This window comes from Geodermatophilus sp. SYSU D01036, assembly GCF_054050435.1.
The window spans coordinates 184,285-206,012 of sequence record NZ_JBJGZJ010000001.1; the positions used below are offsets into that span (position 1 = coordinate 184,285).

Annotated in this window: 24 protein-coding genes; 16 read left to right on the plus strand and 8 right to left on the minus strand. The window is 77.2% G+C overall.

Annotated features, from left to right (window positions below; genetic code table 11):
- The first annotated feature begins 63 nt into the window (after positions 1-63).
- Positions 64-1,149, plus strand: coding sequence for a winged helix DNA-binding domain-containing protein (locus tag ACI8AR_RS01040; protein ID WP_457049312.1), 1,086 nt, complete (start codon positions 64-66; stop codon positions 1,147-1,149).
- Here the strand turns inward: ACI8AR_RS01040 and ACI8AR_RS01045 are convergent, their stop codons facing one another.
- Positions 1,150-1,815 carry a TetR/AcrR family transcriptional regulator gene (locus ACI8AR_RS01045; RefSeq protein ID WP_457049313.1) on the minus strand — a complete coding sequence of 222 codons (666 nt, stop codon included), beginning with the start codon at positions 1,813-1,815 and terminating at the stop codon, positions 1,150-1,152. It lies immediately after the preceding gene.
- A gap of 64 nt (positions 1,816-1,879) precedes the next feature.
- On the opposite strand from ACI8AR_RS01045, the gene ACI8AR_RS01050 reads away from it, so the two are divergent.
- Positions 1,880-2,893 carry an NAD(P)-dependent alcohol dehydrogenase gene (locus ACI8AR_RS01050; protein WP_457049314.1) on the plus strand — a complete coding sequence of 338 codons (1,014 nt, stop codon included), beginning with the start codon at positions 1,880-1,882 and terminating at the stop codon, positions 2,891-2,893.
- Positions 2,894-2,895: 2 nt separating this feature from the next.
- On the opposite strand, the gene ACI8AR_RS01055 is transcribed toward ACI8AR_RS01050, so the two are convergent.
- Both ACI8AR_RS01055 and ACI8AR_RS01060 read right to left on the minus strand, forming a co-directional pair.
- Positions 2,896-3,636, minus strand: coding sequence for an ABC transporter permease (locus tag ACI8AR_RS01055; protein WP_457049315.1), 741 nt, complete (start codon positions 3,634-3,636; stop codon positions 2,896-2,898).
- The gene (locus ACI8AR_RS01060; RefSeq protein ID WP_457049316.1) at positions 3,633-4,529 is read right to left on the minus strand and encodes an ABC transporter ATP-binding protein; all 897 of its coding nucleotides are present in this window, start codon (positions 4,527-4,529) and stop codon (positions 3,633-3,635) included. Before ACI8AR_RS01060 ends, ACI8AR_RS01055 begins: the two co-directional genes overlap by 4 nt.
- 108 nt (positions 4,530-4,637) lie before the next feature.
- On the opposite strand from ACI8AR_RS01060, the gene ACI8AR_RS01065 reads away from it, so the two are divergent.
- From ACI8AR_RS01065 to ACI8AR_RS01090, 6 genes are all read left to right on the plus strand, one after another.
- On the plus strand, positions 4,638-5,762 hold the full coding sequence (locus ACI8AR_RS01065) for a sensor histidine kinase (protein ID WP_457049317.1): 1,125 nt from the start codon (positions 4,638-4,640) through the stop codon (positions 5,760-5,762).
- Positions 5,759-6,403 carry a response regulator gene (locus tag ACI8AR_RS01070; protein ID WP_457049318.1) on the plus strand — a complete coding sequence of 215 codons (645 nt, stop codon included), beginning with the start codon at positions 5,759-5,761 and terminating at the stop codon, positions 6,401-6,403. Before ACI8AR_RS01065 ends, ACI8AR_RS01070 begins: the two co-directional genes overlap by 4 nt.
- A 70-nt stretch (positions 6,404-6,473) precedes the next feature.
- The gene (locus tag ACI8AR_RS01075) at positions 6,474-6,977 is read left to right on the plus strand and encodes an inorganic diphosphatase (RefSeq protein WP_457049319.1); all 504 of its coding nucleotides are present in this window, start codon (positions 6,474-6,476) and stop codon (positions 6,975-6,977) included.
- A 42-nt stretch (positions 6,978-7,019) separates the two neighbouring features.
- Entirely contained in the window at positions 7,020-7,466 is a 447-nt protein-coding gene (locus ACI8AR_RS01080; RefSeq protein ID WP_457049320.1) for a YdeI/OmpD-associated family protein, read from the plus strand.
- A gap of 226 nt (positions 7,467-7,692) precedes the next feature.
- Positions 7,693-8,001, plus strand: a complete 309-nt coding sequence (locus ACI8AR_RS01085; RefSeq protein WP_457049321.1) for a hypothetical protein — start codon at positions 7,693-7,695, stop codon at positions 7,999-8,001.
- Entirely contained in the window at positions 7,998-8,306 is a 309-nt protein-coding gene (locus ACI8AR_RS01090; protein ID WP_457049322.1) for a hypothetical protein, read from the plus strand. Before ACI8AR_RS01085 ends, ACI8AR_RS01090 begins: the two co-directional genes overlap by 4 nt.
- Before the next feature lie 6 nt (positions 8,307-8,312).
- Here ACI8AR_RS01090 and ACI8AR_RS01095 read toward each other — a convergent pair whose 3' ends face one another.
- The 3 genes from ACI8AR_RS01095 to ACI8AR_RS01105 form a co-directional block, all read right to left on the minus strand.
- Positions 8,313-9,368 (minus strand): DUF2855 family protein, encoded by a 1,056-nt coding sequence (locus tag ACI8AR_RS01095; protein ID WP_457049323.1) that lies wholly within the window; start codon positions 9,366-9,368, stop codon positions 8,313-8,315.
- A gap of 60 nt (positions 9,369-9,428) precedes the next feature.
- Complete coding sequence (locus ACI8AR_RS01100; protein WP_457049324.1) at positions 9,429-10,262, minus strand: class I SAM-dependent methyltransferase; 834 nt, start codon at positions 10,260-10,262, stop codon at positions 9,429-9,431.
- Positions 10,263-10,372: 110 nt separating this feature from the next.
- The gene (locus tag ACI8AR_RS01105) at positions 10,373-13,225 is read right to left on the minus strand and encodes an AfsR/SARP family transcriptional regulator (protein ID WP_457049325.1); all 2,853 of its coding nucleotides are present in this window, start codon (positions 13,223-13,225) and stop codon (positions 10,373-10,375) included.
- Between the two features lie 110 nt (positions 13,226-13,335).
- Between ACI8AR_RS01105 and ACI8AR_RS01110 the strand changes: the two genes are divergently transcribed.
- The 4 genes from ACI8AR_RS01110 (at position 13,336) to ACI8AR_RS01125 (ending at position 16,409) form a co-directional block, all read left to right on the plus strand.
- Positions 13,336-14,334 carry an LLM class flavin-dependent oxidoreductase gene (locus ACI8AR_RS01110; protein WP_457049326.1) on the plus strand — a complete coding sequence of 333 codons (999 nt, stop codon included), beginning with the start codon at positions 13,336-13,338 and terminating at the stop codon, positions 14,332-14,334.
- 77 nt (positions 14,335-14,411) lie between these two features.
- Positions 14,412-14,855 (plus strand): hypothetical protein, encoded by a 444-nt coding sequence (locus tag ACI8AR_RS01115; protein ID WP_457049327.1) that lies wholly within the window; start codon positions 14,412-14,414, stop codon positions 14,853-14,855.
- 94 nt (positions 14,856-14,949) lie between these two features.
- Positions 14,950-15,543, plus strand: coding sequence for a carboxymuconolactone decarboxylase family protein (locus ACI8AR_RS01120; RefSeq protein ID WP_457049328.1), 594 nt, complete (start codon positions 14,950-14,952; stop codon positions 15,541-15,543).
- On the plus strand, positions 15,540-16,409 hold the full coding sequence (locus tag ACI8AR_RS01125; RefSeq protein WP_457049329.1) for an RNA polymerase sigma-70 factor: 870 nt from the start codon (positions 15,540-15,542) through the stop codon (positions 16,407-16,409). Before ACI8AR_RS01120 ends, ACI8AR_RS01125 begins: the two co-directional genes overlap by 4 nt.
- Before the next feature lie 9 nt (positions 16,410-16,418).
- Here the strand turns inward: ACI8AR_RS01125 and ACI8AR_RS01130 are convergent, their stop codons facing one another.
- Complete coding sequence (locus tag ACI8AR_RS01130) at positions 16,419-16,667, minus strand: DUF6458 family protein (RefSeq protein ID WP_457049330.1); 249 nt, start codon at positions 16,665-16,667, stop codon at positions 16,419-16,421.
- A 301-nt stretch (positions 16,668-16,968) separates the two neighbouring features.
- Between ACI8AR_RS01130 and ACI8AR_RS01135 the strand changes: the two genes are divergently transcribed.
- Both ACI8AR_RS01135 and ACI8AR_RS01140 read left to right on the plus strand, forming a co-directional pair.
- Positions 16,969-17,436 (plus strand): DUF7144 family membrane protein, encoded by a 468-nt coding sequence (locus ACI8AR_RS01135; protein WP_457049331.1) that lies wholly within the window; start codon positions 16,969-16,971, stop codon positions 17,434-17,436.
- A 161-nt stretch (positions 17,437-17,597) separates the two neighbouring features.
- Positions 17,598-17,873: a hypothetical protein gene (locus ACI8AR_RS01140; protein ID WP_457049332.1), complete on the plus strand. Its 276-nt coding sequence runs from the start codon at positions 17,598-17,600 to the stop codon at positions 17,871-17,873.
- A gap of 59 nt (positions 17,874-17,932) precedes the next feature.
- On the opposite strand, the gene ychF is transcribed toward ACI8AR_RS01140, so the two are convergent.
- A complete protein-coding gene (gene ychF / locus ACI8AR_RS01145) occupies positions 17,933-19,006 on the minus strand; it encodes a redox-regulated ATPase YchF (RefSeq protein WP_457049333.1) in 1,074 nt (357 codons plus the stop codon).
- Positions 19,007-19,117: 111 nt separating this feature from the next.
- Here ychF and ACI8AR_RS01150 point away from each other — a divergent pair, with 111 nt between their 5' ends.
- Together ACI8AR_RS01150 and ACI8AR_RS01155 are read left to right on the plus strand one after the other, a co-directional pair.
- Positions 19,118-20,647 (plus strand): flavin-containing monooxygenase, encoded by a 1,530-nt coding sequence (locus ACI8AR_RS01150; protein WP_457049334.1) that lies wholly within the window; start codon positions 19,118-19,120, stop codon positions 20,645-20,647.
- Between the two features lie 35 nt (positions 20,648-20,682).
- Positions 20,683-21,723, plus strand: coding sequence for an alpha/beta fold hydrolase (locus ACI8AR_RS01155; RefSeq protein ID WP_457049335.1), 1,041 nt, complete (start codon positions 20,683-20,685; stop codon positions 21,721-21,723).
- Positions 21,724-21,728: the final 5 nt, after the last annotated feature.

Sequence of the window (21,728 nt, forward strand, 5' to 3'; positions counted from 1 at the left end):
GGAGTGCTCGTCGTCGTCCCCCTGCGGTAGACAGCGCTCGTGGGCCGGGGTGCGGGAGCCGAGGTGCTGGACCGGCGTGCGCTCGGCCGCGCCACGCTCGCCCGGCAGCTGCTGCTCCGGCGGGACGGGCGCGGCACCCTCGACGCGGTCGAGCACCTGGTCGGCCTGCAGGCGCAGGAGCCGCAGGAACCCTTCGTCGGGCTGTGGTCGCGGCTGACGGCGTTCCGGCCGGCCGGGCTCGACGACCTGCTCGGGTCGCGCCGCGTCGTCCGCACCCTGCTCATGCGCCGGACGCTGCACCTGGTCACCGCGGGCGACTGCCTGCGCCTGCGGCCGGTGCACCAGGCGATGCTCGTCGCCCGCGCGCGCGGCACGCTCGGGCGCCGGCTGCCCGGCGTGGACCTCGGCGAGCTCGCCGCGGCCGGGGAGCCGCGGTTCGCCGAGGCGCCGCGGCTGCTGTCCGAGGTGGGCCGGCTGGTCGGCGACCGCTGGCCGGACGCCGCCGCCCGCGACCTCGGCGACGCGCTGTCCAGCCTGGTGCCACTGGTGCAGGTCCCGCCGCGCGGGCTGTGGCGGCAGCGCGCCCCGGCCCGGAACACCACGGTGGGCGCCTGGCTGGGGCGCGACCCGGAGGACGGACCGCCCGACGCCGTCCTCGACGACCTGGTGCTGCGCTACCTGCGCGCCCACGGGCCGGCGGCGACCGCGGACCTGCGGTCCTGGTCCGGCCTGAGCGGGCTGCCCGCGGTGGTCGCCCGGCTGCGGCCGCGGCTGCGGACCGCCCGCGACGAGCGCGGCCGCGAGCTGCTCGACGTCCCCGACGGCCTCCTCCCCGACCGCGACGAGCCCGCGCCGGTGCGCTTCCTGCCCGCGTTCGACAACGCGGTGCTCGGCTACGACGACCGGTCCCGACTGATCGCCGACGAGCACCGCGGCCTGAGCGTGGCCGGCGCCCGCCTCGTCCTCGTCGACGGCACCGTGGCCGGCACCTGGACCACCCGCGACCGGGACGACGGTGGCGTCGCGGTGACCGTGCAGCCACTGCGCCCGCTCACCCCCACCGAGCGCGACGACGTCGAGGCCGAGGGCACCGACCTCGCCGCCTTCCTCGGCGACGGCGTGCCGGGACGGGTCGCGGTGACCGGCTGATCAGGCGGCCGGGTCCCGCAGCGCCCGCTCGAGCCCGTCGAGCACGAGGTCGAGGCCGTAGCCGAACTCCGCCCCGTAGTCGTAGCCGGGCCGCAGCACGTGCTCGGTCGTGAACTCCGCGAGGTGCGGGTAGCTCTCGGCGAACCGGACCATCAGCTCCGCCGCCAGCTCGGCGGTCTCCGCCGGCGTCTGGAACGGCAGCGCGCGCTCCTGCAGCGCGAAGCCGTACACGTAGCTGTCGATGGCCGAGTAGGCGTGCGCGGCCAGCACCACGGGGAAGCCGGCCGCGCGCAGGCAGCCGAGGACGGCGTCGTGGTGGGCCAGCGTCGCGTGCCCGGGCGAGCGCCGGGACTCCAGGAGCCCGACGGCCCACCGGTGCCGCGCCAGCGCCGCCCGCACGGCGTCGGCGCGCTCACACATCGCCGCCCGCCAGCCGGCCCCGGCATCGGGCACCGGCACCTCGGCGAACACCAGGTCGACCATGCCGTCGAGCAGGTCGTCCTTGCCGGTGACGTGGTGGTACAGCGACATCGCCTCCACCCCGAGGGCCTCCCCGAGCCGCCGCATGGTCAGCGCGCCGACGCCGTGCTCGTCGGCGAGCGCCACGGCGGCCTGCAGCACCCGGTCCCGGCTCAGGGCCTTCCCGTTCGAACGACGTCCCGGCACCTTGACGACCTTACGCCGTAAGGTGAAGCCTTACGGCGTAAGTCACCCGCCGTGAGGAGGAGCCATGTCCGGACAGTCCGCCGTCGTCCCGTCCGTGATGACCGCCGTGCTGCAGCAGCGCTACGGGCGCGATCCCGAGGGCCTGCTCGCCGTCGGGGAGGCGGCCGTACCGCGGCCGGGCGAGGGCGAGGTCCTCGTGCGCGTGCTGGCCTCCAGCGTCGACCGCGGCACCTGGCACCTGATGGCCGGTCTCCCCTATCCGATGCGGGCGGTGTCGGGCCTGCGCCGGCCGAAGGCGCCGAACCCGGGCCTGAACCTGGCCGGGGAGGTCGTCGCCACGGGGAGCGGGGTCGCCGACCTCGCCGCCGGCGACCGGGTGTACGGGATCGGCCGGGCCACCTTCGCGGAGTACGCCGTGGCGCCCGCCCGGAAGCTCGCGCCGCTGCCGCCCGGCCTCACCCCCGAACAGGCCGCCACCGTGCCGGTGTCCGGGCTCACCGCCCTGCAGGCGGTGCGCGACCACGGCCGCGTCGAGGCCGGGCAGCGGGTCCTGGTGCTGGGTGCGTCCGGCGGCGTGGGCGGCTTCGCCGTGCAGGTCGCCCGGGCCGCCGGCGCCGAGGTGACCGGGACGGCGAGCACCGCCAAGGTCGACCTCGTCCGCGGCCTGGGCGCGCACACCGTCGTCGACCACACCCGGCAGGACCCGCTGGACGGCGGCGTCCGCTACGACGTCGTCCTCGACACCGGCGGCAACCGCCCGCTGCGCGCGCTGCGCCGCGCGCTCACGCCGCACGGGCGGTTGGTGATCGTGGGCGGGGAGAACGGCGGCCGGTGGCTGGGCGGGACGGACCGCCAGCTGCGCGCCCAGGCGCTCTCGCCGTTCGTCGGGCAGCACCTGGGCACGTTCGTCGCCCGGGAGGACGGGGCGGACCTGCGGGAGCTCTCGGCGCTGGTCGAGGCCGGCGCGCTCACCCCCGCCGTCGACCGGGTGTTCCCGCTGGCGGAGACGGCCGCGGCCGTCCGGCACCTCCTCGACGGCGCGGCGCGGGGCAAGGTCGCCGTCCGCGTCGCCGGCTGACCTCAGGCGTCGCGGCGGCGCAGCGCCCACCAGGCCAGCAGCGCGGCGGCGGCCGCCCACAGCGCCAGGACGCCCAGCCCGGCGAGCGGGCCGAAGACGTCGACCGGGCGGGCGTGCAGGCGGACGGCGACGGCACCGGCGCGGTCGGGCAGGAACACCGCCGCCCGCTGCAGCCCGGGGACCAGCTCCAGCAGCGGCGAGACCAGGAAGAGGAACGGGACCAGCAGGCCGAGCGCGAGCGCCTGGTCGCGCAGCAGCAGGCCCGCGGCCATGCAGACGACGGCGAGGAGCGTCGGGTACAGCGCGGCGGCGACGGTGGCGCGGAGCATCCCCGGCGTCGACAGCGAGACGCCCGGCGCGCCGAGCACCGCCTGGGTGACCAGCAGGGTGGCGACGGCGGTGACCGCGGCGGTCGGCAGCACCAGGCCCGCGCCCACGGTCAGCTTCGCGGCCAGGAAGGCGCCCCGTCGCGGCACGGCGAGCAGGGAGGTGTGCACCGTCTGCCGGGCGTACTCCCCCGCGGTCAGCAGCACCGCGAGCACGACCACCGCGACGTGGCCGAAGTTCAGGCCGTAGAAGGCGATCACCGCGGGGTCGTGGTCAGGCTCGGCGGCCTCGACGTCGCCGACCGAGGCGACGACGCCCGCGCCGATGCCGGCGACCGCGACGACGTAGACGAGCAGGGTCAGCCACGTCGAGCGCAGCGTCGTCGCCTTGGCCCACTCGGCGCGCAGGGCGCTCACGCCGCCTCCCCGGCCGGCGCGGTGAGCGCGAGGAAGGCGTCCTCCAGCGACCGGCCGTCGGCCCCGAGCTCCACCAGCGGGACGCCGTGCCGGGCCGCGACCGCGCCGACGGTGCGCGCGTCGACCCCGGCCACCCGCAGCGCGCCCTCGCCGCCGGGGGCCACGGTCGCCCCGGCGGCGGCGAGCAGGCCGCGCAGCCGCCCGGGCTCGGTGGTACGGACCCGCACCCGCCGCTCGGTGTGCTCGGCGAGGAAGGCGTCCAGCGACGTGTCGGCCAGCAGCCGGCCCCGGCCGACCACGAGCAGCCGGTCGGCGGTGCGCGCCACCTCGCCCATGAGGTGGCTGGAGAGCAGGACGGTGCGGCCCTCGGCCGCGAGGTCGCGCAGGGTGGTCCGCAGCCAGCGGATGCCCTCGGCGTCCAGGCCGTTGGCCGGCTCGTCGAGCAGCAGGACCGGCGGGTCGCCGAGAAGGGCCGCGGCGACGCCGAGCCGCTGCCGCATGCCCAGCGAGAAGCCGCGGACCCGGCGGTCGGCGGCCGCCCGCAGGTCGACCAGGTCGAGGACGGCGCGCACCCGGTGCGCGGGCAGGTCGTTGCTCGCGGCCAGCCACCGCAGGTGCTGGCGGGCGGTGCGCCCCGGGTGGGCCGCGGCGCTGTCGAGCAGCGCGCCCACCGTCCGCAGCGGCGCGGCCAGGTCCGCGTAGGCGCGGCCGGCCACGCGCGCGGTCCCGGCGGTGGGCCGGTCGAGGCCGAGCAGCACCCGCAGCGTCGTCGACTTGCCCGCGCCGTTGCGGCCGAGCAGGGCGGTGACGCTGCCCGGCGGGACGTCGAAGGTGAGGTCGTCCACCGCGACGACCGGTCCGTACCGCTTGGTCAGGCTCCGCACCTCGATCACGGGCCCACCGTCGCGCCCGGCGCGGGCGGCGCACCTCCCCCGCGCGGTCCGGCCGCCTCCCTCCCGCGCGGGAGGTCCGGGCGGCCGGCGGCGGGCCATGATCGGGGCATGCGCGCGGTCCTCCGTCCGGTGACCAGCAGGTCGACCTGGACGCGCGCGGTGCACCTGGCCCTGGGCGCCTGGCTCGCGGTCGCCTGCGCGCTCGTGTGGCCCGGCCTGGACGACGCCTCGCCGCGCACCCTCGCCGGGCTCTACCTCGCCCCGCTGCCGCTGCTGGTGGTGCTGGCCTGCGTCCCGGCGGTCCGCCGCAGCGAGGGCGTGCAGGCGCGGGCGCTGCTGCTGCCCGGGGACGACGACGTGACGGTGGAGCCCGCCCGCACCTGGGCCGAGCGCGGCCGGCTGCTGGCCTGGCTGGTCGTCCGGGTGGAGCTCGGGGTGCTCGCCGCCGAGGTCACCGCGCTCGCCGTGTGGTCGGTCGCGGCCCGGTGGCCGCTGGCGGCCGTCGTGGCGCCGGCCTGGGCCTACGCCCTGGCCGGGCTCGGCGCGCTCACCGCCGCGGCCGCCCGGGCGCTGCTGCACCCCTCCGCCGTCGAGCGGCTGGCCGCGCAGCGCGTCCGCACCGCGCGGCTGCTCGAGCGCACCCGGCTGGCCGCCGACCTGCACGACTCGATCGGCCACGCGCTCACCGTCACGCTGCTGCAGGCCGGTGCCGCCCGGGACGTCGCCGGCTCCGACCCCGCCTTCGCCGGCCGTGCGCTCGCCGCCATCGAGGACAGCGCCCGGTCCGCGCTCGGCGACCTGGAGCGGGTCCTCGCGCTGCTGCGGGACGGCGCCCCGCCGCCGCGGGCCCCGACGCTGGCCGACGTCGGCGTGCTGGTGCGCTCCGCCGAGGCGGCCGGGGCGCGGGTCGACGTCCGGGTCACCGGCGCGGTCGCGGAGCTGCCCGGGGTCCTGTCCCGGGAGGCCTACCGGATCGTGCAGGAGGCGCTCACCAACGCCCTGCGGCACGCCGGCCCCGTGCCGGTGCGGCTGCGTGTCGACGCCGGCCCGCACGCGCTGGCGATCGTCGTCGGCAACCCGGTGCCGGTGCCCGTGCCGGCCGCGGGCGGCGGCGGCAGCGGCGTCCGCGGGCTGCGCGAGCGCGCCGCCGGGCTCGGCGGCACCGCCGTCGCCGGTCCGGTCGACGACGGCTGGCGGGTCGAGGTGCGGCTCCCCCTGGCCGGGCCGGTGTGACCGTCCGGGTGCTGCTCGTCGACGACGAGGAGCTGGTGCGCAGCGGGCTCCGGGCGGTGTTCGGCGCCCGCGACGACGTCGAGGTGGTCGGCGAGGCCGCCGACGGCGCCGTCGTCGTCCCGCTGGCCGCCCGGCTGCGTCCCGACGTCGTCGTGATGGACGTGCGGATGCCGCTGGTCGACGGCATCCAGGCCACCCGCGACCTGCGGCGCCGGCTGCCGGACCCGCCGCGGGTGCTGGTGCTGACGACGTTCGGCGACGACGAGAACGTCTACGCGGCCCTGTCCGCCGGCGCCGACGGGTTCCTGCCCAAGCGGGCGCGGCCGGCCGAGATCGCCGACGCCGTCCGGGTGGTCGCGCGGGGCGAGAGCCTGCTGTTCCCGGCGGCGATCCGGGAGCTGGCCGCGCAGCACGCGCCGGCGCAGCGGACCCGGCCGGCGCCGGAGCTGACCGCGCGCGAGCGGGAGGTCCTGCTGCTGGTGGCGCGCGGGCTGTCCAACGGCGAGATCGCCGGCGAGCTGTACCTGGGCCTGCAGACGGTGAAGACCCACGTCAGCAGCCTGCTGCGCAAGCTCGGCGCGCGGGACCGGACGCAGGCCGTGATCGCCGCCTACGAGTCCGGGCTCGTCCCCCTGCGCTGACCCTCGGGTTGCCGGGGAGCGGGTCCTGGGCCAGGGTCGCCCTCGCGGTCCCGGCCGGAGGAGGGTGCGCGTGGAAGCGGACGTGATCGTCGAGATCCCCAAGGGCTCGCGGAACAGGTACGAGTACGACCACCGGCTCGGCCGCATCCGGCTGCTGCGGATGCTGTTCACCGCCACCGGCTACCCCGGCGACTACGGGTTCGTCCCGGACACCCTCGCCGAGGACGGCGAGCCCATCGACGCCCTGCTGCTGCTCGGCGAGCCGACCTTCCCCGGCTGCCTCGTGCGCGCGCGGGTCATCGCCGTGTTCTGGGTGCACGACGAGCGCGGCCCGGACGCGAAGCTGCTGTGCGTGCCGGCGAGCGACCCGCGGATGGAGCACCTGCAGGAGCTCGAGGACGTCCCCATCCACCAGGTCGCGGAGATCTGGCACTTCTTCGAGATCTACGAGGCGCTGACGCCGGAGAAGTCGGCCGAGACCCGCGGGTGGGAGCGGCGGGCGCAGGCCGTCGCGGCGCTGGAGGACGCGCAGCGGCGGTTCGCCGAGCGGGCCGCCGGTGGGCCGGAGGGATGACGGGGGCTTCCGCCGCGACCGCCCGGACGCCAGGGTGACCGGGTGACCCAGGAGCTGCGGCTGACCACCACCCTCGCCCCGCGCGGCCCGGCGGCCGCCATCGTGCTGACCGACGAGCAGGCCGCCGGCCTCGGCGGCGGCGCCAGGGCGTTCCCCGTCCGGGTCACCGTCGGCGGGGTGACCGTGGAGGGGCGGGTCGCGCGGATGGGCGGCGAGAACCTCATCGGGCTGAGCAGGGAGCGCCGGGGCGTCCTCGGCGTGAGCACCGGCGACACCGTCGACGTCGTCGTCGCCCTCGACCGGACCGAACGCACCGTGGAGGTGCCGCCGGACCTGGCCGAGGCGCTGGCCGCGGCGGGCGTGCGGGAGGCCTTCGACCGGCTGTCCCCCACGCACCGCAAGGAGCACGCGCGGTCGGTGGCCGACGCGAAGAGGCCCGAGACCCGCGCCCGCCGGGTGAGCGCCGTCGTCGCCGCCGTCTCCGGCTGAGGCGGCCGGCCGGGAGCGGCGCGGCCCCGTTCCGGACGACGGCGTCTCACCGGGCGAGCCCGCTCGCGCGCGCAAGGTGACGGGCACACGCGGCGGCACTCCCGCGGGCCCACCGCGACGGAGCGGGTCCTTGTGAGCCGGGCGCGGGCGCTCCCACACTTCCCGCGCGCCCTGCGTCGGGCACCTGCCGCACCCGCGGCAGTTCCTCAGAGCCGAGGTGCTCCCGATGACGCAACCCACCCCCTGCCCGATCCTCGACCTCAACCTCGGGCCCCTGGACCTGAACCTGCTGGGCCTGCACGTGCACCTCAACGAGGTGGTGCTCGACATCGAGGCGATCCCCGGCCCGGGCAACCTGCTGGGCAACCTGCTGTGCGCGATCGCCGGGCTGCTCGACGGCGTCGACCTCGGCGGCGTCCTGGGCAACCTGCTGCAGGAGCTCATCGACGCGCTCATCCGCCTGCTCGAGGGCATCGGCGGGGGCGGCGGCGGGGGTGGCGGCACCGCGCCGGTCGCGCAGCAGGCCGCGGCGTGACCGGCCCGCAGGACCCCGGGCCCGCGACGGCCGCCGCGGAGGAGCTGGAGCGGCTCCAGGAGCTGCTCCAGCGGGCCGGCCGGGACCGGGCCGACCCCGGCGAGGTGGCGCGGGCGGTCGGGGCCTACTGGCGCGACCACGGCCCGGCGCTGCGCAACGCGGCGGCCGCCCTCGGCGACTCCGCGCGGGGACAGGTGCTGACCGAGCTGTACCGGATGCGGGACGAGCTCGGCCGGCAGCTGCAGGGACAGCGGGCGTCCGCGCCCCGCCCACCGGAGCCGGGGACCGCGGACGAGCCGGGCTGAGGGCGCTCAGAGGGAGAGGACCAGCCCGCGGCGCGGGTCGGCGTCGCCGTCCAGCAGCGCCGCCCACGCCCCGGTGACCGCCTCCGCGCCGGTGCGGTGCTCGACGGTCAGCAGCCCGGGCGCCCGGGTCGCGGCGAACTCCGGCCAAGCGGCGCCGATCCGGCGGGCGGACGACGGGTCCAGGGCGGCCGCAGCCTCCGCCGCGGAGAACACCTCCGGCTCCGGCCCGGGCAGGCCGCTGCTCGCGAAGGACGCCCGCGTCCAGTGCGTCGCGCCGACCACCACCGAGGCGCGCAGGACGCCCGCGGTGCGGCGGTGCACCGCCGCGCGCAGGTCCGGGTCGCCGGCGAGGTCGACCAGCACGACGCCGCGGTCCGCCGGCAGGGCGTCGACCTCCCCGTAGGTCAGCACCCGGTCGTACAGGCCGAGCGCCGCCGTGGCCGCGGCGTGCCGGGACGACGTCAGCCCGACCAGCTCCGGCGGGTCCCCGTACGCCCGGACCGCCGCCGCGGTGCACGCGGCGGTGCGGCTCGACGCCGACGTCAGGACCACCACCCCGGCCCCGGCCCGGGCCACGCGGTCGGCGAGCAGCCACCCGGTCTGGAACAGCGGCCGCAGCACCGCCGCGACGTCGTCGAGCCCGGGCGGGAAGCCCGTCTCGGGCAGGGCGCGGGCGTAGCGGCCGTAGACCCGGGCGAGGGCGGCGCGGGCGGCCGAGCGGTCGGCCAGGCCGCCCGGGCCCGCGGCCACCTCGAGGGTGACCCGGCTCGACATCGGCCAGAGGCCGAAGAAGCGGTCCCCCGCCGCGACGCCGTCGACACCGGAGGCCGTGGCCCGGCCGAACCCCCAGACCGGGACCCGGCCCCAGCCCTCCGGTGCGGGGAAGTGGTCCCAGTACCGCCAGGAGTCGCCCAGGACGGCGTAGGTGAGGTTGTTCGCGGTCAGCCCGAAGCGCTCGACGGCGAACTGCACCGTTCCCTGCGACACCTCGGTCCGCAGCGGCTCCCCCGGGTCGCAGCGCACGGTCCGCAGGTCGTCGCGCCGGACGAGGACGTCGACCACGCCGTCCCTCCCCTCTCCGTGCCGGCCGGCGCCGGGCTCCCCGGCGCCGGCCGGGAGCCCTCACGCGCGGCGCGCGGTGAGCAGCAGGTACTCCCAGTCGAGGACGACGCCGTCGGTGCCGCGGTCGTACCGGGCGGCCAGCGCGGCGAGGTCGTGGTCGAGCGCGGCGACCCGCTCGGGGTCGTCACCGACGTTGCGGTAGGTCGCGATCGTCGGCCCGTAGACCGCCTTCCACGAGTCCCGCCACGCCTCCGGCGACGGGTAGCCGCCGACCGTCACGGTCTGCCGGCGGGCGACGACGTCGGTGACGCGGTCGCCGAGCAGGTCGCGGACGTGCTGCTCGTCGCCCCACAGCGGCGGCGGCTGCGCACCGGGCGGCGGCGGGGGCGCGTAGGGCTTCATGGTCCGGAACATCTCGCCGACGAAGCCCTCCGGCGTCCAGCTGACCAGCCCGATCCGCCCACCGGGGCGGCACACCCGCACCAGCTCGTCGGCGGCCTGCCGGTGGTGCGGCGCGAACATCACGCCGACGCAGGAGAGGACGACGTCGAAGCTCGCGTCCGCGTAGGGCAGCGCCTCGGCGTCGCCCTCCTCCCACGTCACCTCGGCGCCCTCCCGCGCGGCGAACGCGCGGCCGGCCGGGAACAGCTCCGGCGTGAGGTCCGAGGCCACGACCTCGGCGCCGGTCAGCGCGGCGGGCACGGCGGCGTTGCCGCTGCCGGCCGCGACGTCCAGCACCCGGTCCCCGGGGCCCACGCCGGCCGCGGCGACCAGGACCCGCCCCAGCTCCGGGATGAGGTCCCGTGCCACGGAGGGGTAGTCGCCCAGCGCCCACATCGCCCGGTGCCTCGCCTTCAGCGCACGGTCGGCGGTCGCGTCGATGGTGTCGGTCATCGCTGGTGCTCCTCGTCGTCGTGCGGGGTGCGTCCCCGCGGTGTGCCGACGACGCTGGTGCCGGCGGGTTGCAGACCGCGTGCACCGCGGATGCAGCGGACGTGCACCGGTCACGCGCCGGTCTCCCCGGCGACGACCCGGGCGAGCGCGACGCGGGCCTGCGCGACCCCCGCCGCCTCGGCGGCGCGGGGGTCGCCGGCGGGTGCGCCCTCGGCGGGCGGGCCGAGCGGGGAGGGCTTGCCCGCCGCCACCAGGCAGGCGTGCAGGGCCGCGGCGTCCGCCTCCGCGCCCACCCGCTGCAGCAGCCGGGCCACGTAGCGCAGGTCCAGCCACTGCTGCGTCGAGTCACCGACCCGGTCCCAGTGGTCGATGACGGCGAGCAGCGCGCGGGCGGCCGCCGCCGGGTCGCCGTGCACCGCCCGGGTCGCGGCCGCCTCCATCAGCGCGATGCCGTGCCACCAGAAGTTGTGCACGGCCGCGGCCAGCGCGCCCGCCTCGTCGAACAGCGCCAGCGCCCGGCCGGGGTCGGACTTCTTGAGCACCAGGCCGAGGGCGTAGCGGCCCATCGACTGCGCCGTCGGGTTGGCGGTGGCCTCGGCGACGTCGAGGCTCTCGCGGGCGGCGGCCAGCCCCTCCTCCGGCCGGCGGCGCACCGCCTGGCACACGGCGACGTAGTACAGCGTCCACACCAGCCGGATCCGGTCACCGTCGGCCCGGGCCCGCTCCGCCTCGGCCGCGTAGTGCGCCAGCGCGGTCCCGACGTCGCCCTCGTAGAGCGCGACGTCGGCGAGCACGTCGCCCGGGTAGGCGATGCGGGCGGTGCCGGGCAGCGGCAGCCGGCCCCCGGCCAGGCGGGCCGTGGCCCGGGCGTGCGCGAAGTCGCCGCGGTTCCACGCGCCGCGGGCGGCGGCGCCGACGGCCGCCGGGTACAGCGGGTGGCCGGGGTCCACGACGGGCAGCAGCTGCTCGGCCCAGGCGTAGGCCTCGTAGCCGACCCGCAGGTGCACCAGCTCGGGCACGGCCGCGACCAGCCGCACGGCCAGGTCCCACTCCCGGTCGGCGGCGGCGCGGGTGAACGCGGCGCGCAGGTCGTCGTAGACGCCGAGGGCCTCCTCCGCCCACGCCCGCTCGTCCGGTCCCTGCAGCCCCGCACCGGCCCGCTCGGCGTAGTCGACGTGGTGGGCGACGTGCCGCCGGGCCAGCTCCGCGGACTCGCCCGCCGCCGCGGCCTGCGACCGGCCGTACGCCCGCAGGGTCTCCAGCAGCCCGTAGCGGCTGTGCACGCCGCTGCGGGCCACCACCATGGACCGGTCCACCAGCCGGGTCAGCCGGTCCAGGACGTCGTCCTCCGGAGCGGCGGGGTCGGCGACGGCGTGCACGGCGCGCAGGTCGGCCCCGCCGGCGAAGACCGACATGCCGCGGAACAGCCGCTGCTCGTCCTCGGGCAGCAGCCGGTAGGACCACTCGATCGCGGCCACGAGGCTCTGGTGCCGGGGTACGGGCCCGCGGCCGCCGCCGAGCAGCGGGGCGTCCTCCAGCCGGGCGGCCACCTCGCCGGGGCTCATCACCCGCATCCGGGCCGCGGCCAGCTCGATGCCCAGCGGCAGGCCGTCGACGCGGCTGCAGATGGCGGCGACGGCGTCGGCGGCCGCGGGGTCCAGGCGGAAGTCCGGCGTCGCGGCGCGGGCGCGCTGGACGAACAGCGCGGTGGCGTCCGCGAGCGGCAGCGGCGGCACCGGCCACACCTGCTCGCCGTCGACGCCGAGCGGCTCCCGGCTGGTCGCCAGCACCACCACGCGCGGGCAGCGCTGCACCACCTCGGCGACGAGCGCCGCGGCGTGCGGCAGCACGTGCTCGCAGTTGTCGACGACGAGCAGCAGCGACCGACCGCGCAGGTACTCGAGCACGGTCTCCTCGACCGACAGCCCCGACCGCTGCCGGATGCGCAGCGCCGCGGCGACGGCGTCCCCGACCGGGCTGCCGTCGGGCAGGGCGGCGAGCTCGCACAGCCACACGCCGTCGTCGAACCGCGCGCGGTCCCGGGCGGCGACCTCCACCGCGAGCCGGGACTTCCCCGTCCCGCCGACGCCGGTCAGCGTCACCAGCGGGCCGGCCCGCAGCGCGTCCAGCACCCGGGCGACCTCGGACTCCCGGCCGACGAACCCGCTGGCCCGGCGGGGCAGGTTGCCCGGCGGCGGCCGCGCGGCGAGGGCGGGGTCGTGCACGAGGATCCGCCGGTACAGCTCCCGGGCCGGCGCGGCGGGCTCCACCCCCAGCTCGTCGTCGAGGCGGGTGCGCAGCTCGTGGAAGGCGGCGAGCGCGTCGGCCTGGTGCCCGGTGGCGTACCGGGCCCGCATCAGCGCCACCGCCGGCCGCTCCCAGGTCGGGTGCCAGCGCACCAGCGCCTCCAGCTCGGGCACCGCCTCGGCGGCGCGGCCCAGCTCGACCAGCGCGTCGGCGCGGTCGGCGGCCGCGCCGACGCGCAGCTCGGTCAGCCGGGCGGCCTCCGCGGCGGCGAAGTCGTCGTCGGCGAACTCGGCGAGCGCGTCGCCCCGCCACAGCGCCAGCGCGGCGTCGAGGTCGGCCAGCGCCCGCGCGGGGTCGCCCGCGGCGGCCGCCGCCCGGGCGGTGCGGACCCGCTGCTCGAACTCGGCGGCGTCCAGCGTCGCGCCGTCGAGGTCCAGGCAGTAGCCGGGCGGGCGGTGCCGCAGCGGCGCGGCGTCGCCGAGCACGCCGCGCAGCCGGGAGACGTAGGCGCGCAGCGCGGGAACCGCGCCGTCGGGCGGCGCGTCGCCCCACACCGCGGCGAGCAGCCGGTCGGCCGGCACCACCTCGCCGCGGGCGACCAGCAGCGCCGCGAGCAGGGTGCGCGGCTTGTGCCCGCCGACGGCGACCGGCCCCGAGCCGTCCTCGACCTGCAGCGGGCCCAGGACCCGGAAGTGCAGGTGCGTCGCACCGGTCATCGCTGCCTCGCCTGCAAGCGGACTGCAACGGGCGCGGCCGACCCTAGCGGCGGCCCCGGGAGCGCGACCAGACGCGGACCCGCTCCCGACCTGCACGAGGAGGCAGCACCATGACCGCACCGACCCGGCGGCTCGCCGTCGGCGTGACCCCGGTGGAGACCCGCCCCGACGTCGTCCTGCACCTCGCCGACCGCGCCGAGGAGCTGGGCTACGAGGCGTTCCTGCTGGCCGAGGGCTGGGCGCACGACGCGCCGGTCCTGCTCGCCGCGATCGCCACGCGGACCCGGCGGATCCGCCTCGGCACCGGTGTCCTCAACGTGTGGGGGCGCAGCCCCGCGCACCTGGCGATGCTCGCGTCGTCGCTGGGCACGCTGTCCGGCGGCCGGTTCGTCCTCGGTCTGGGCGCGGGCTCGCCGCAGCTCGCCGAGGGCCTGCACGACGAGCCGTTCACCGCGCCGGTCGCCCGCCTCGGCGCGGTCACCCGGCAGGTGCGGGCGCTGCTGGCCGGCGAGCGGATGACGCCGTCGCGACCGGGCGAGCAGCGGCCGCTGCGGCTGGCCGTGCCGCCGCGGCCGCACCTCCCGGTGCACCTGGCCGCGCTCGGGCCGGCGGCGGTGCGGCTGGCCGGGGAGGTGGCCGACGCCTGGTACCCGTTCCTGCTCCCGCGGTCCGGCCTCGCGGCGGGCCGCGCCCTGCTGCGGGAGGGCGCGGCGGGCGCGGGCCGTCCGGTGCCGCTGGTCAGCCCCGGCATCCCGGTGGCGGTGGCCGACGACCCGGCGGTCGCGCGGGCGACGGCGTCGTGGTGGCTGACCACCTACCTCACGGCGATGGGTCCGCTCTACCCGCGGACGATGCGCCGCGCCGGACTCGGTGCCGCCGTCGACGCGGTGCTCGCCGCCGGGCCCGGCGAGGTGCCGGCGGGCGCGGAGGTGCTGGTCGACGAGCTGCTGCTGGCCGGCGACGCCGGCTCCGCGGCGGCGGCGCTCGACGCCTGGCGTGCGGCCGGCGCCGAGCTGCCCGTCGTCGTGCTGCCGCCGGGGCGGCCGGTGGCCGAGCTGGACGCCGCGCTCGAGGCCCTCAGCCCGCAGCGGGTACCCCAGCTCGTGTGAGCGGCCCGCCGGAACGGGTTGGTCCGCCGCCTGCTGGGTAGCGGCGGCGGGAGCGACCGACCAGAGGGAGGACGGACATGGGCAAGCTGTCGTTGGGACTGGGCCTCGGTGTCGGGTTCGTGCTGGGCGCACGGGCCGGACGCGAGCGGTACGAGCAGATCGCGAAGACGGCGCGGGACCTGCTGGGCCGGCCGGAGGTGCAGCAGACGCTGGAGAAGGCCCGCGAGGCCGCGCCCGCCCCGCTGCAGGGGAGCATCGACAAGCTCACCGGCCAGGCGTCCGGGGGCAGCAGCGCGGGCGGCAGCACGGGTAGCGGCACCGTCGACGCCGGGACGGTGGCCGCGGGCAGCAACGCCGACGCGGTGGTCCCCCCGACCCCGCCGACGGTCGCGGAGGCGTTCGTCCTCGAGGACGCCGACGTCGAGACGCCGACCACCCCCGCCGCGGACACGCGGACGACCGGCGCAACGACCGACCCGGTGCCGGACCCGCTCATCCCGCCCGCCAAGTCGGGCCAGTAGCCGGGCGGCTGCTCGCCCCGTCTCCTCCGGGGTGTCACACGTGGGGCGCGGCCGGTGTCTCCATGTCGACGCCACCGCACACCCTGGAGGAGACATGGCGAGCAGCACCCGGGTCCCCGCGACCGAGATCACCGGCCTGTACGGGGCCCTGCTGAAGACGATGAGCCGGCGGGTGCTCGGGCAGGTGCCCGAGGGCGCCGGGGTCCTGTGGCACCACCCAGCGGTGCTCAAGGACTCGATGGCCTTCGGCCGCAAGGTCGACTCCTGGAACCGGCTGGACCCGCACCTCGCGACGTTCGCGGCCATGTCCGCGGCCGCCACGGTCGGCTGCGGCTTCTGCCTGGACCTGCACCACTTCCTCGCCCACGACCGCGGGCTCGACGAGGCCAAGGTGCGGGAGGTGCCGCGCTGGCGCGAGTCCGCCGTCTTCACCCCGCTGGAGCGGCGGGTCATGGAGTACGCCGAGGCGATGAGCCTGACCCCGCCGGCCGTGACCGACGAGATGTCGGCCGCGCTGCTGGACGAGCTGGGACCGGCCGCGCTGGTGGAGCTGACCGCCAGGATCGCCTTCATGAACTCCAGCGCGCGCAGCAACGTGGCCCTCGGCATCCGGTCGCAGGAGTTCTCGGCGTCCTGCGGCCTGCCGCCGCTGGCGGCCCCGTCGGGGGACGGCCTCGCCACGGCATGACCGAGGACCCCTTCGTCGCCCACCGCGGCCTGCTGTTCACCGTCGCCTACGAGCTGCTCGGCTCCGCCGCCGACGCCGACGACGTGGTGCAGGAGACCTGGCTGCGGTGGGCGGAGGTGGACCGGGCGGCGGTGCGCGACCCGCGGGCCTACCTGGTGCGGATCGTCACCCGCCAGGCGCTCAACCGGCTGCGCACCGTGGCCCGCCGCCGCGAGGACTACGTCGGCGAGTGGCTGCCCGAGCCGCTGCTGACCAGCCCGGACGTCGCCGAGGACGTCGAGCTGGCGGAGAGCGTGTCGATCGCGATGCTCACCGTGCTGGAGACGCTGTCGCCGACCGAGCGCGCGGTCCTCGTGCTGCACGAGGTGTTCGACGTGCCCTACGACGAGATCGCCGAGGCGGTGGGCAGGTCCGCCGCCGCGGTGCGGCAGATCGCGCACCGGGCGCGGGAGCACGTGGCCGCCCGCCGTCCGCGGACGACGGTCAGCCGCGCCGAGCAGCAGCGCGTCGTCGACCGGTTCCTCGCTGCACTCACCGCCGGCGACCTGCAGGGCCTGATGGACGTGCTCGCGCCCGACGTCGTCGCGGTCGCCGACGGCGGGGGCCTGGCGCCGGCCGTGCTGCGCCCGATCGCGGGCCGGGAGCGGCTGGCCCGGGCGCTCTCCCGGTTCGCCGACCTCGTGCCCGACGTCGAGATCACCACGCCGCTGGTCAACGGCGCGGTCGCCCTGCGGATCGACCCCGGCGGCGAGTTCGACACGGCGATCACCGTCGTCGTCGAGGACGGCCGGATCAGCCGCATGTACGCGATGCGCAACCCGCACAAGCTCGGCCGCCTGGACGAGCCCGCGGACCTCCGGCGCTGACGGCGGGGGTCAGAAGGTCTCGTCGGTGCGGGTGCGCCGGACCGGGCCGCCGTCGGGGGCGGTGCCGTACGCGTCCGTCCGGGTGACCCGGCGCCGCCGCGGCGCGAACAGCGCAACCTCGAGGACGATCCCGAGCGCGCCGACGGCCATGAGGATCCAGCCGACCACCCGCAGGTCCACGCCGCTGACGTCGACCGTGACCGCGAACGCCAGGATCGCGCCGAGGGCCAGGAGCACGATCGCCGTACCGAGTCGCATCACCGACCACCTCTCGCCTGCGGCCCCGACCCCGGGCTGTGGGCCCGGCCGCCGGGAGTCACCACGGGCGACGGACGTCGCCGCCACCAGCGAAGATCCCACCGCCGGGGACCGCGCGCGACCCGAGGCGGCCGGCGGCCGAGGGGCGGCCCGGGCAGGAGCACGACGCCGGCCTCCTCCCCTCCGTGCACCCGCGCCGGGGCTCCGGCGCATCGTCCGCCCGGTGCGAGGCGCTCGCGCCCGGCGGCGGTCAGGCTGCTGCACCGGGCGGGACGGTCCCGCCCGGGAGGGGGTGGGCGCCATGACCAGTGCCTTCCAGAGTCGGCCGGAGGTCAACTGGCAGGCCGAGGCGCACGTCGGCGCCTACGGCTACGACGAGCGGCCCACGGGCTGGGCGTCGTGGATCCTCTTCGCCGGGGTCCTGCTGGTGCTGACCGGCCTGTTCGCGGTGATGGAGGGCGTCACCGCGCTCGTCAGCGAGGACTTCTACGTGGTGCGGGCCGAGGCGCTGTTCGTCGACGCGGACTACGCCGTCTGGGGCTGGGTGCACCTCGTCCTCGGGGTGGTCGGGATCCTCGTCGGCGCCGGTCTCATGCGGGGCAACCGCGTGGCGCGCGTGCTGGCGGTCGCGTTCGCCGGGCTCAGCGCGCTCGTGCACCTGCTGTTCCTGCCGGCCTACCCGTTCTGGTCGGTGCTGGTGATCGCGTTCGACGTCGTCGTGATCTACGCCGTCACCGTGCACGGGCGGGAGGTCGCCTCGAGGCGGTGACGGCGACGGGGCGGTCGGCGGACCCCGGGCACCGGGAGGACCCGCTGGTCAGCGGCGTGCAAAGCGGAACGAGAAAGTCTCGTACCGGCGACGCAGCCCGTTGACCCCGACCGGGCGGACCGCTTGAGTCGCGGCCCCCAACCCGTCGGAAGGACCCCTCCATGCTCAGGAAGCTCAGCGTCGTCTGCCTCGGTGCAGCCGCCCTCGTCGTCACCGGCGCCGGCGTCGCCTCGGCCGGCGAGATCACCGGCAACGGCAAGGTGGTCCACGCGCCGCAGCACGCCGCGTCGGTCTGCTCGTTCTCGGGCCTCAACGACGACACCGACGAGGACCCGAGCCGCACGCAGAACTACGGGCAGCTCGTGCGCCAGGGCCTCAAGCCGTACCTGCCGAGCGCCGGTGAGGCCTGCAACCCGAACTCCGGCTTCGAGGAGTAGGCGACGCGTCCCGGGCCCCGCTGGTCACCACGACCAGCGGGGCCCGGTGCCGTCCGGGGTCAGACGTTGAAGCGGAACTCCACGACGTCGCCGTCCTGCATGACGTAGTCCTTGCCCTCGATGCGCACCCAGCCGCGGGAGCGGGCCTCGGTCATCGAGCCGGCCTCCATGAGCTGGTCGTAGGAGACGACCTCGGCCTTGATGAAGCCGCGCTGGAAGTCGGTGTGGATGACGCCGGCGGCCTGTGGGGCGGTGGCGCCGACCGGGATGGTCCAGGCGCGCGCCTCCTTCGGGCCGGCGGTCAGGTAGGTCTGCAGGCCGAGGGTGCGGAAGCCGACCTTGGCCAGCTGGTCCAGGCCCGGCTCGCTCTGCCCGATCGACTCCAGCAGCTCGGCGGCCTCCTCGGCGGGCAGCTCGGCGAGCTCGGCCTCGGTCTTGGCGTCGAGCAGGATCGCCTCGGCCGGCGCGACCAGCGTCCGCAGCTCGCCGATCAGCTCCTCGTTGGCCAGCTCGTCGGCGTCGACGTTGAAGACGTACAGGAACGGCTTGGTCGTCAGCAGCGTCAGCTCGCGCAGCGGCGCGGGATCCACCCCGGCGGCGAACAGCGTCTTCCCGGTGTTGAGCACCTCGACGGCGGACTGCGCCGCCGCCAGCAGCGCCGCCCGCTCCTTGTCCTTCCGCGACTCCTTCTCCAGCCGCGGGATGGCCTTCTCCAGCGTCTGCAGGTCGGCGAGGACGAGCTCGGTGTTGATCGTCTCGATGTCGTCGGCCGGGTCGACCTTGCCCTCGACGTGCACGACGTCGGGGTCGCTGAACACGCGGATGACCTGGCAGATCGCGTCGCTCTCGCGGATGTTGGCGAGGAACTTGTTGCCCAGCCCCTGCCCCTCGCTCGCACCGCGCACGATGCCGGCGATGTCCACGAACGACACCGTCGCCGGGACGACCTTCTGCGAGTCGAACAGTGCGCCCAGCTTCCCCAGCCGCTCGTCGGGCACGCCGACGACGCCGACGTTCGGCTCGATGGTGGCGAAGGGGTAGTTGGCCGCCAGGACGTCGTTCTTGGTCAGCGCGTTGAACAGCGTCGACTTGCCGACGTTGGGCAGCCCGACGATCCCGATGGTGAGACTCACGGGAGTCCAGCCTACGGGGCACCCCGGAACGGGGACGCCGCGCGGCGGGTCCCTGTCGGCTCCGGTGGAACACGTGCGACGCTCGTCACACCACCGAGACCAGGAGGTCCCGTGACCCTGACGACGACGTCGCGACACGCCACCGCCACCGGCCCGCTGCCCGCGCACACCCGCGTGGCGATCGTGGGCAGCGGCTTCTCCGGCATCGGCACCGCCGTCGCCCTGCAGCGCGCCGGCATCGACGACTTCGTCGTCCTGGAGCGCGCCGACAGCCTCGGCGGCACCTGGCGCGACAACGAGTACCCGGGCGCCGCCTGCGACGTCCCCAGCCACCTGTACTCGTTCTCGTTCGCGCCCAAGCGGGACTGGTCGCACGTCTACTCGCGGCAGCCCGAGATCCGCGCCTACCTGGAGGACGTCGCCGCCCGGCACGGCGTGCTGCCGCACCTGCACTGCGGCACCGACGTCGTCTCCGGCCGGTGGGACGACGACGCGCTGGTCTGGCACCTGGAGACCTCGCGCGGCCGCCTCACCGCCGACGTCGTGGTGAGCGGCGCCGGCGGTCTGGTCGAGCCGCACCTGCCCGACGTGCCGGGCATCGGGACGTTCGCCGGCCCGTCGTTCCACTCCGCCCGGTGGGACCACTCGGTCGACCTGGCCGGCAAGCGGGTCGCCGTCGTCGGCACCGGCGCCTCGGCGGCGCAGTTCGTGCCCGAGCTGCAGGAGGTGGCCGCGAAGGTGGTCGTGTTCCAGCGGACGCCGCCGTGGGTGGTGCCGCGGCAGGACCGCGCCTACACCGAGCGCGAGCACCGGCGGTGGGCGCGCGTGCCGGCGCTGCTCCGGCTGGCCCGGGGCGGGCAGTACCTGGCGCGGGAGGCCCGGCTCGGCGTGTGGACCGGCGGCGGCCGGCTGCGCGGCTTCGTCACCAGGCAGGCGCTCGCGTTCCTCGAGCAGCAGGTGCCCGACCCCGAGCTGCGCGCCAAGCTGACGCCGGACTACGCCATCGGCTGCAAGCGGGTGATCGTCAGCGACGACTACCTTCGGTCGCTCACCCAGCCGAACGTCGAGGTGGTCGCCTCGCCGGTGGCCGAGGTCCGCCCGCACGCGGTGGTCGACGCCGACGGCACCGAGCACGAGGTCGACGTCGTCGTCTACGGCACCGGCTTCCGCGCCATGGACATCCCGCTCGGGCACCGGCTGGTCGGCCGCGAGGGGCGCACCCTGCGCGAGGAGTGGGACCGCGACGGCGTCCGCGCGCACCGCGGCACCACCGTCGCCGGCTTCCCCAACCTGTTCCTGCTGCTCGGGCCGAACACCGCGCTCGGCCACACCTCCGTCGTCCTGATGATCGAGGCGCAGATCGGCTACCTCGTCGCGGCGCTGGAGCGGATGCGGGAGACCGGCGCCGGCGCGCTGGAGGTCCGCCGCTCGGCGCAGGACGCCTACGACGCCCGGCTGCAGGCCGAGCTCACCGACACCGTGTGGAACGCCGGCGGCTGCCGCTCCTGGTACCGCGACGAGCAGGGCCGCAACTTCACCCTGTGGCCGACGCACACGTACACGTTCATGCGGGAGATGCAGCGGTTCGACGCCGACGCGTACGAGCTGCGCGCGGCCCCGCGCGTCCCCGTCCCCGCCTGATCCCGTCCCCGCCTGACCCGGAGCCCCCGACCCCCATGCGCACCTCCACCGCCGCCGCCGGTCTCGCCGTCCTCGCCGCCGGGGCCGTCGTCGCCCGCCGCCGCGCCACCCGTCCCGCCGGCGCCCAGGCACCCGTCGCCACCCCCGCTCCCCCGCCGCAGGGCCGCGTCCGGACCGTGACCACCGAGGACGGCGTCGACCTGCACGTCGAGGAGTTCGGCGCCGAGCGGCCGACGGCGACCGTCGTCCTCGCGCACGGCTACGTGCAGTCCTCGCGGTTGTGGGCCGGCCAGGTCCGCGACCTGCTGGGGGCCCGCCCCGACCTGCGGGTGGTCACCTACGACCACCGCGGGCACGGCGCCTCCGGCCCGACGTCGCGGGACCGCGCCACGATCGAGCAGCTCGGCCGCGACCTGGCCCGGGTGCTCGACGAGGTCGCCCCGGACGGGCCGGTCGTTCTCGGCGGCCACTCGATGGGCGGCATGACGCTGATGGCGCTGGCCGAGCAGCGGCCCGGGCTGTTCGGCGACCGCGTCGCCGGCGTCGCGTTCGTGGGCACCAGCTCCGGCGGGCTGGACGCGGTCACCTACGGGCTGCCCGGGCCGGTGGCGAAGGTCGTCAAGCGGGCGCTGCCGGTGCTGAACGAGCGGGCGGTCCGGGCCGAGCAGGCCGGGAGGCCGCGCGCGGTCGGGAAGGCCGACATGTGGCTGATCTTCAGCGCCGCGGCCGACCCGGCGGACCTGCGGGCGGCGATGGAGGTGCACCGCGCCTGCTCGGCCGAGACGGTGGCCGCCTTCCTGCCCACCTTTTCCGACCACGACCGCGCCACGGCGCTCGAGGCGCTGGCGGAGGTCCCGACGCTGGTCGTCGTCGGCGACGCCGACCGGCTGTGCCCGGTCGAGCACAGCCGGACGCTGGCGGCGGCGCTGCCCACCGCGGAGCTCGCCGTCTACCCGGGCGCCGGCCACATGGTGCAGCTGGAGCGCCGTCCCGAGGTCAGCCGCCGGCTGCTCTCGCTGGTCGACCGCGCCCTCGCCGCGGACGCCGCGCCCGTCGTCGAGGAGCGGAGCGCCTGACGGGG

What these genes read in the sequence shown, in the direction of transcription:
- ACI8AR_RS01110 (WP_457049326.1), top strand. Translation starts at nt 13,336, where the DNA reads ATGACCGCACCGACCCGGCGGCTCGCCGTCGGCGTGACCCCGGTGGAG.
- ACI8AR_RS01125 (WP_457049329.1), top strand. Translation starts at nt 15,540, where the DNA reads ATGACCGAGGACCCCTTCGTCGCCCACCGCGGCCTGCTGTTCACCGTC.
- ACI8AR_RS01065 (WP_457049317.1), top strand. Translation starts at nt 4,638, where the DNA reads ATGCGCGCGGTCCTCCGTCCGGTGACCAGCAGGTCGACCTGGACGCGC.
- ACI8AR_RS01140 (WP_457049332.1), top strand. Translation starts at nt 17,598, where the DNA reads ATGCTCAGGAAGCTCAGCGTCGTCTGCCTCGGTGCAGCCGCCCTCGTC.
- ACI8AR_RS01105 (WP_457049325.1), bottom strand. Translation starts at nt 13,225, where the DNA reads ATGACCGGTGCGACGCACCTGCACTTCCGGGTCCTGGGCCCGCTGCAG.
- ACI8AR_RS01100 (WP_457049324.1), bottom strand. Translation starts at nt 10,262, where the DNA reads ATGACCGACACCATCGACGCGACCGCCGACCGTGCGCTGAAGGCGAGG.
- ACI8AR_RS01120 (WP_457049328.1), top strand. Translation starts at nt 14,950, where the DNA reads ATGGCGAGCAGCACCCGGGTCCCCGCGACCGAGATCACCGGCCTGTAC.
- ACI8AR_RS01050 (WP_457049314.1), top strand. Translation starts at nt 1,880, where the DNA reads ATGTCCGGACAGTCCGCCGTCGTCCCGTCCGTGATGACCGCCGTGCTG.
- ACI8AR_RS01135 (WP_457049331.1), top strand. Translation starts at nt 16,969, where the DNA reads ATGACCAGTGCCTTCCAGAGTCGGCCGGAGGTCAACTGGCAGGCCGAG.
- ACI8AR_RS01115 (WP_457049327.1), top strand. Translation starts at nt 14,412, where the DNA reads ATGGGCAAGCTGTCGTTGGGACTGGGCCTCGGTGTCGGGTTCGTGCTG.
- ACI8AR_RS01155 (WP_457049335.1), top strand. Translation starts at nt 20,683, where the DNA reads ATGCGCACCTCCACCGCCGCCGCCGGTCTCGCCGTCCTCGCCGCCGGG.
- ACI8AR_RS01130 (WP_457049330.1), bottom strand. Translation starts at nt 16,667, where the DNA reads ATGCGACTCGGTACGGCGATCGTGCTCCTGGCCCTCGGCGCGATCCTG.
- ACI8AR_RS01085 (WP_457049321.1), top strand. Translation starts at nt 7,693, where the DNA reads ATGACGCAACCCACCCCCTGCCCGATCCTCGACCTCAACCTCGGGCCC.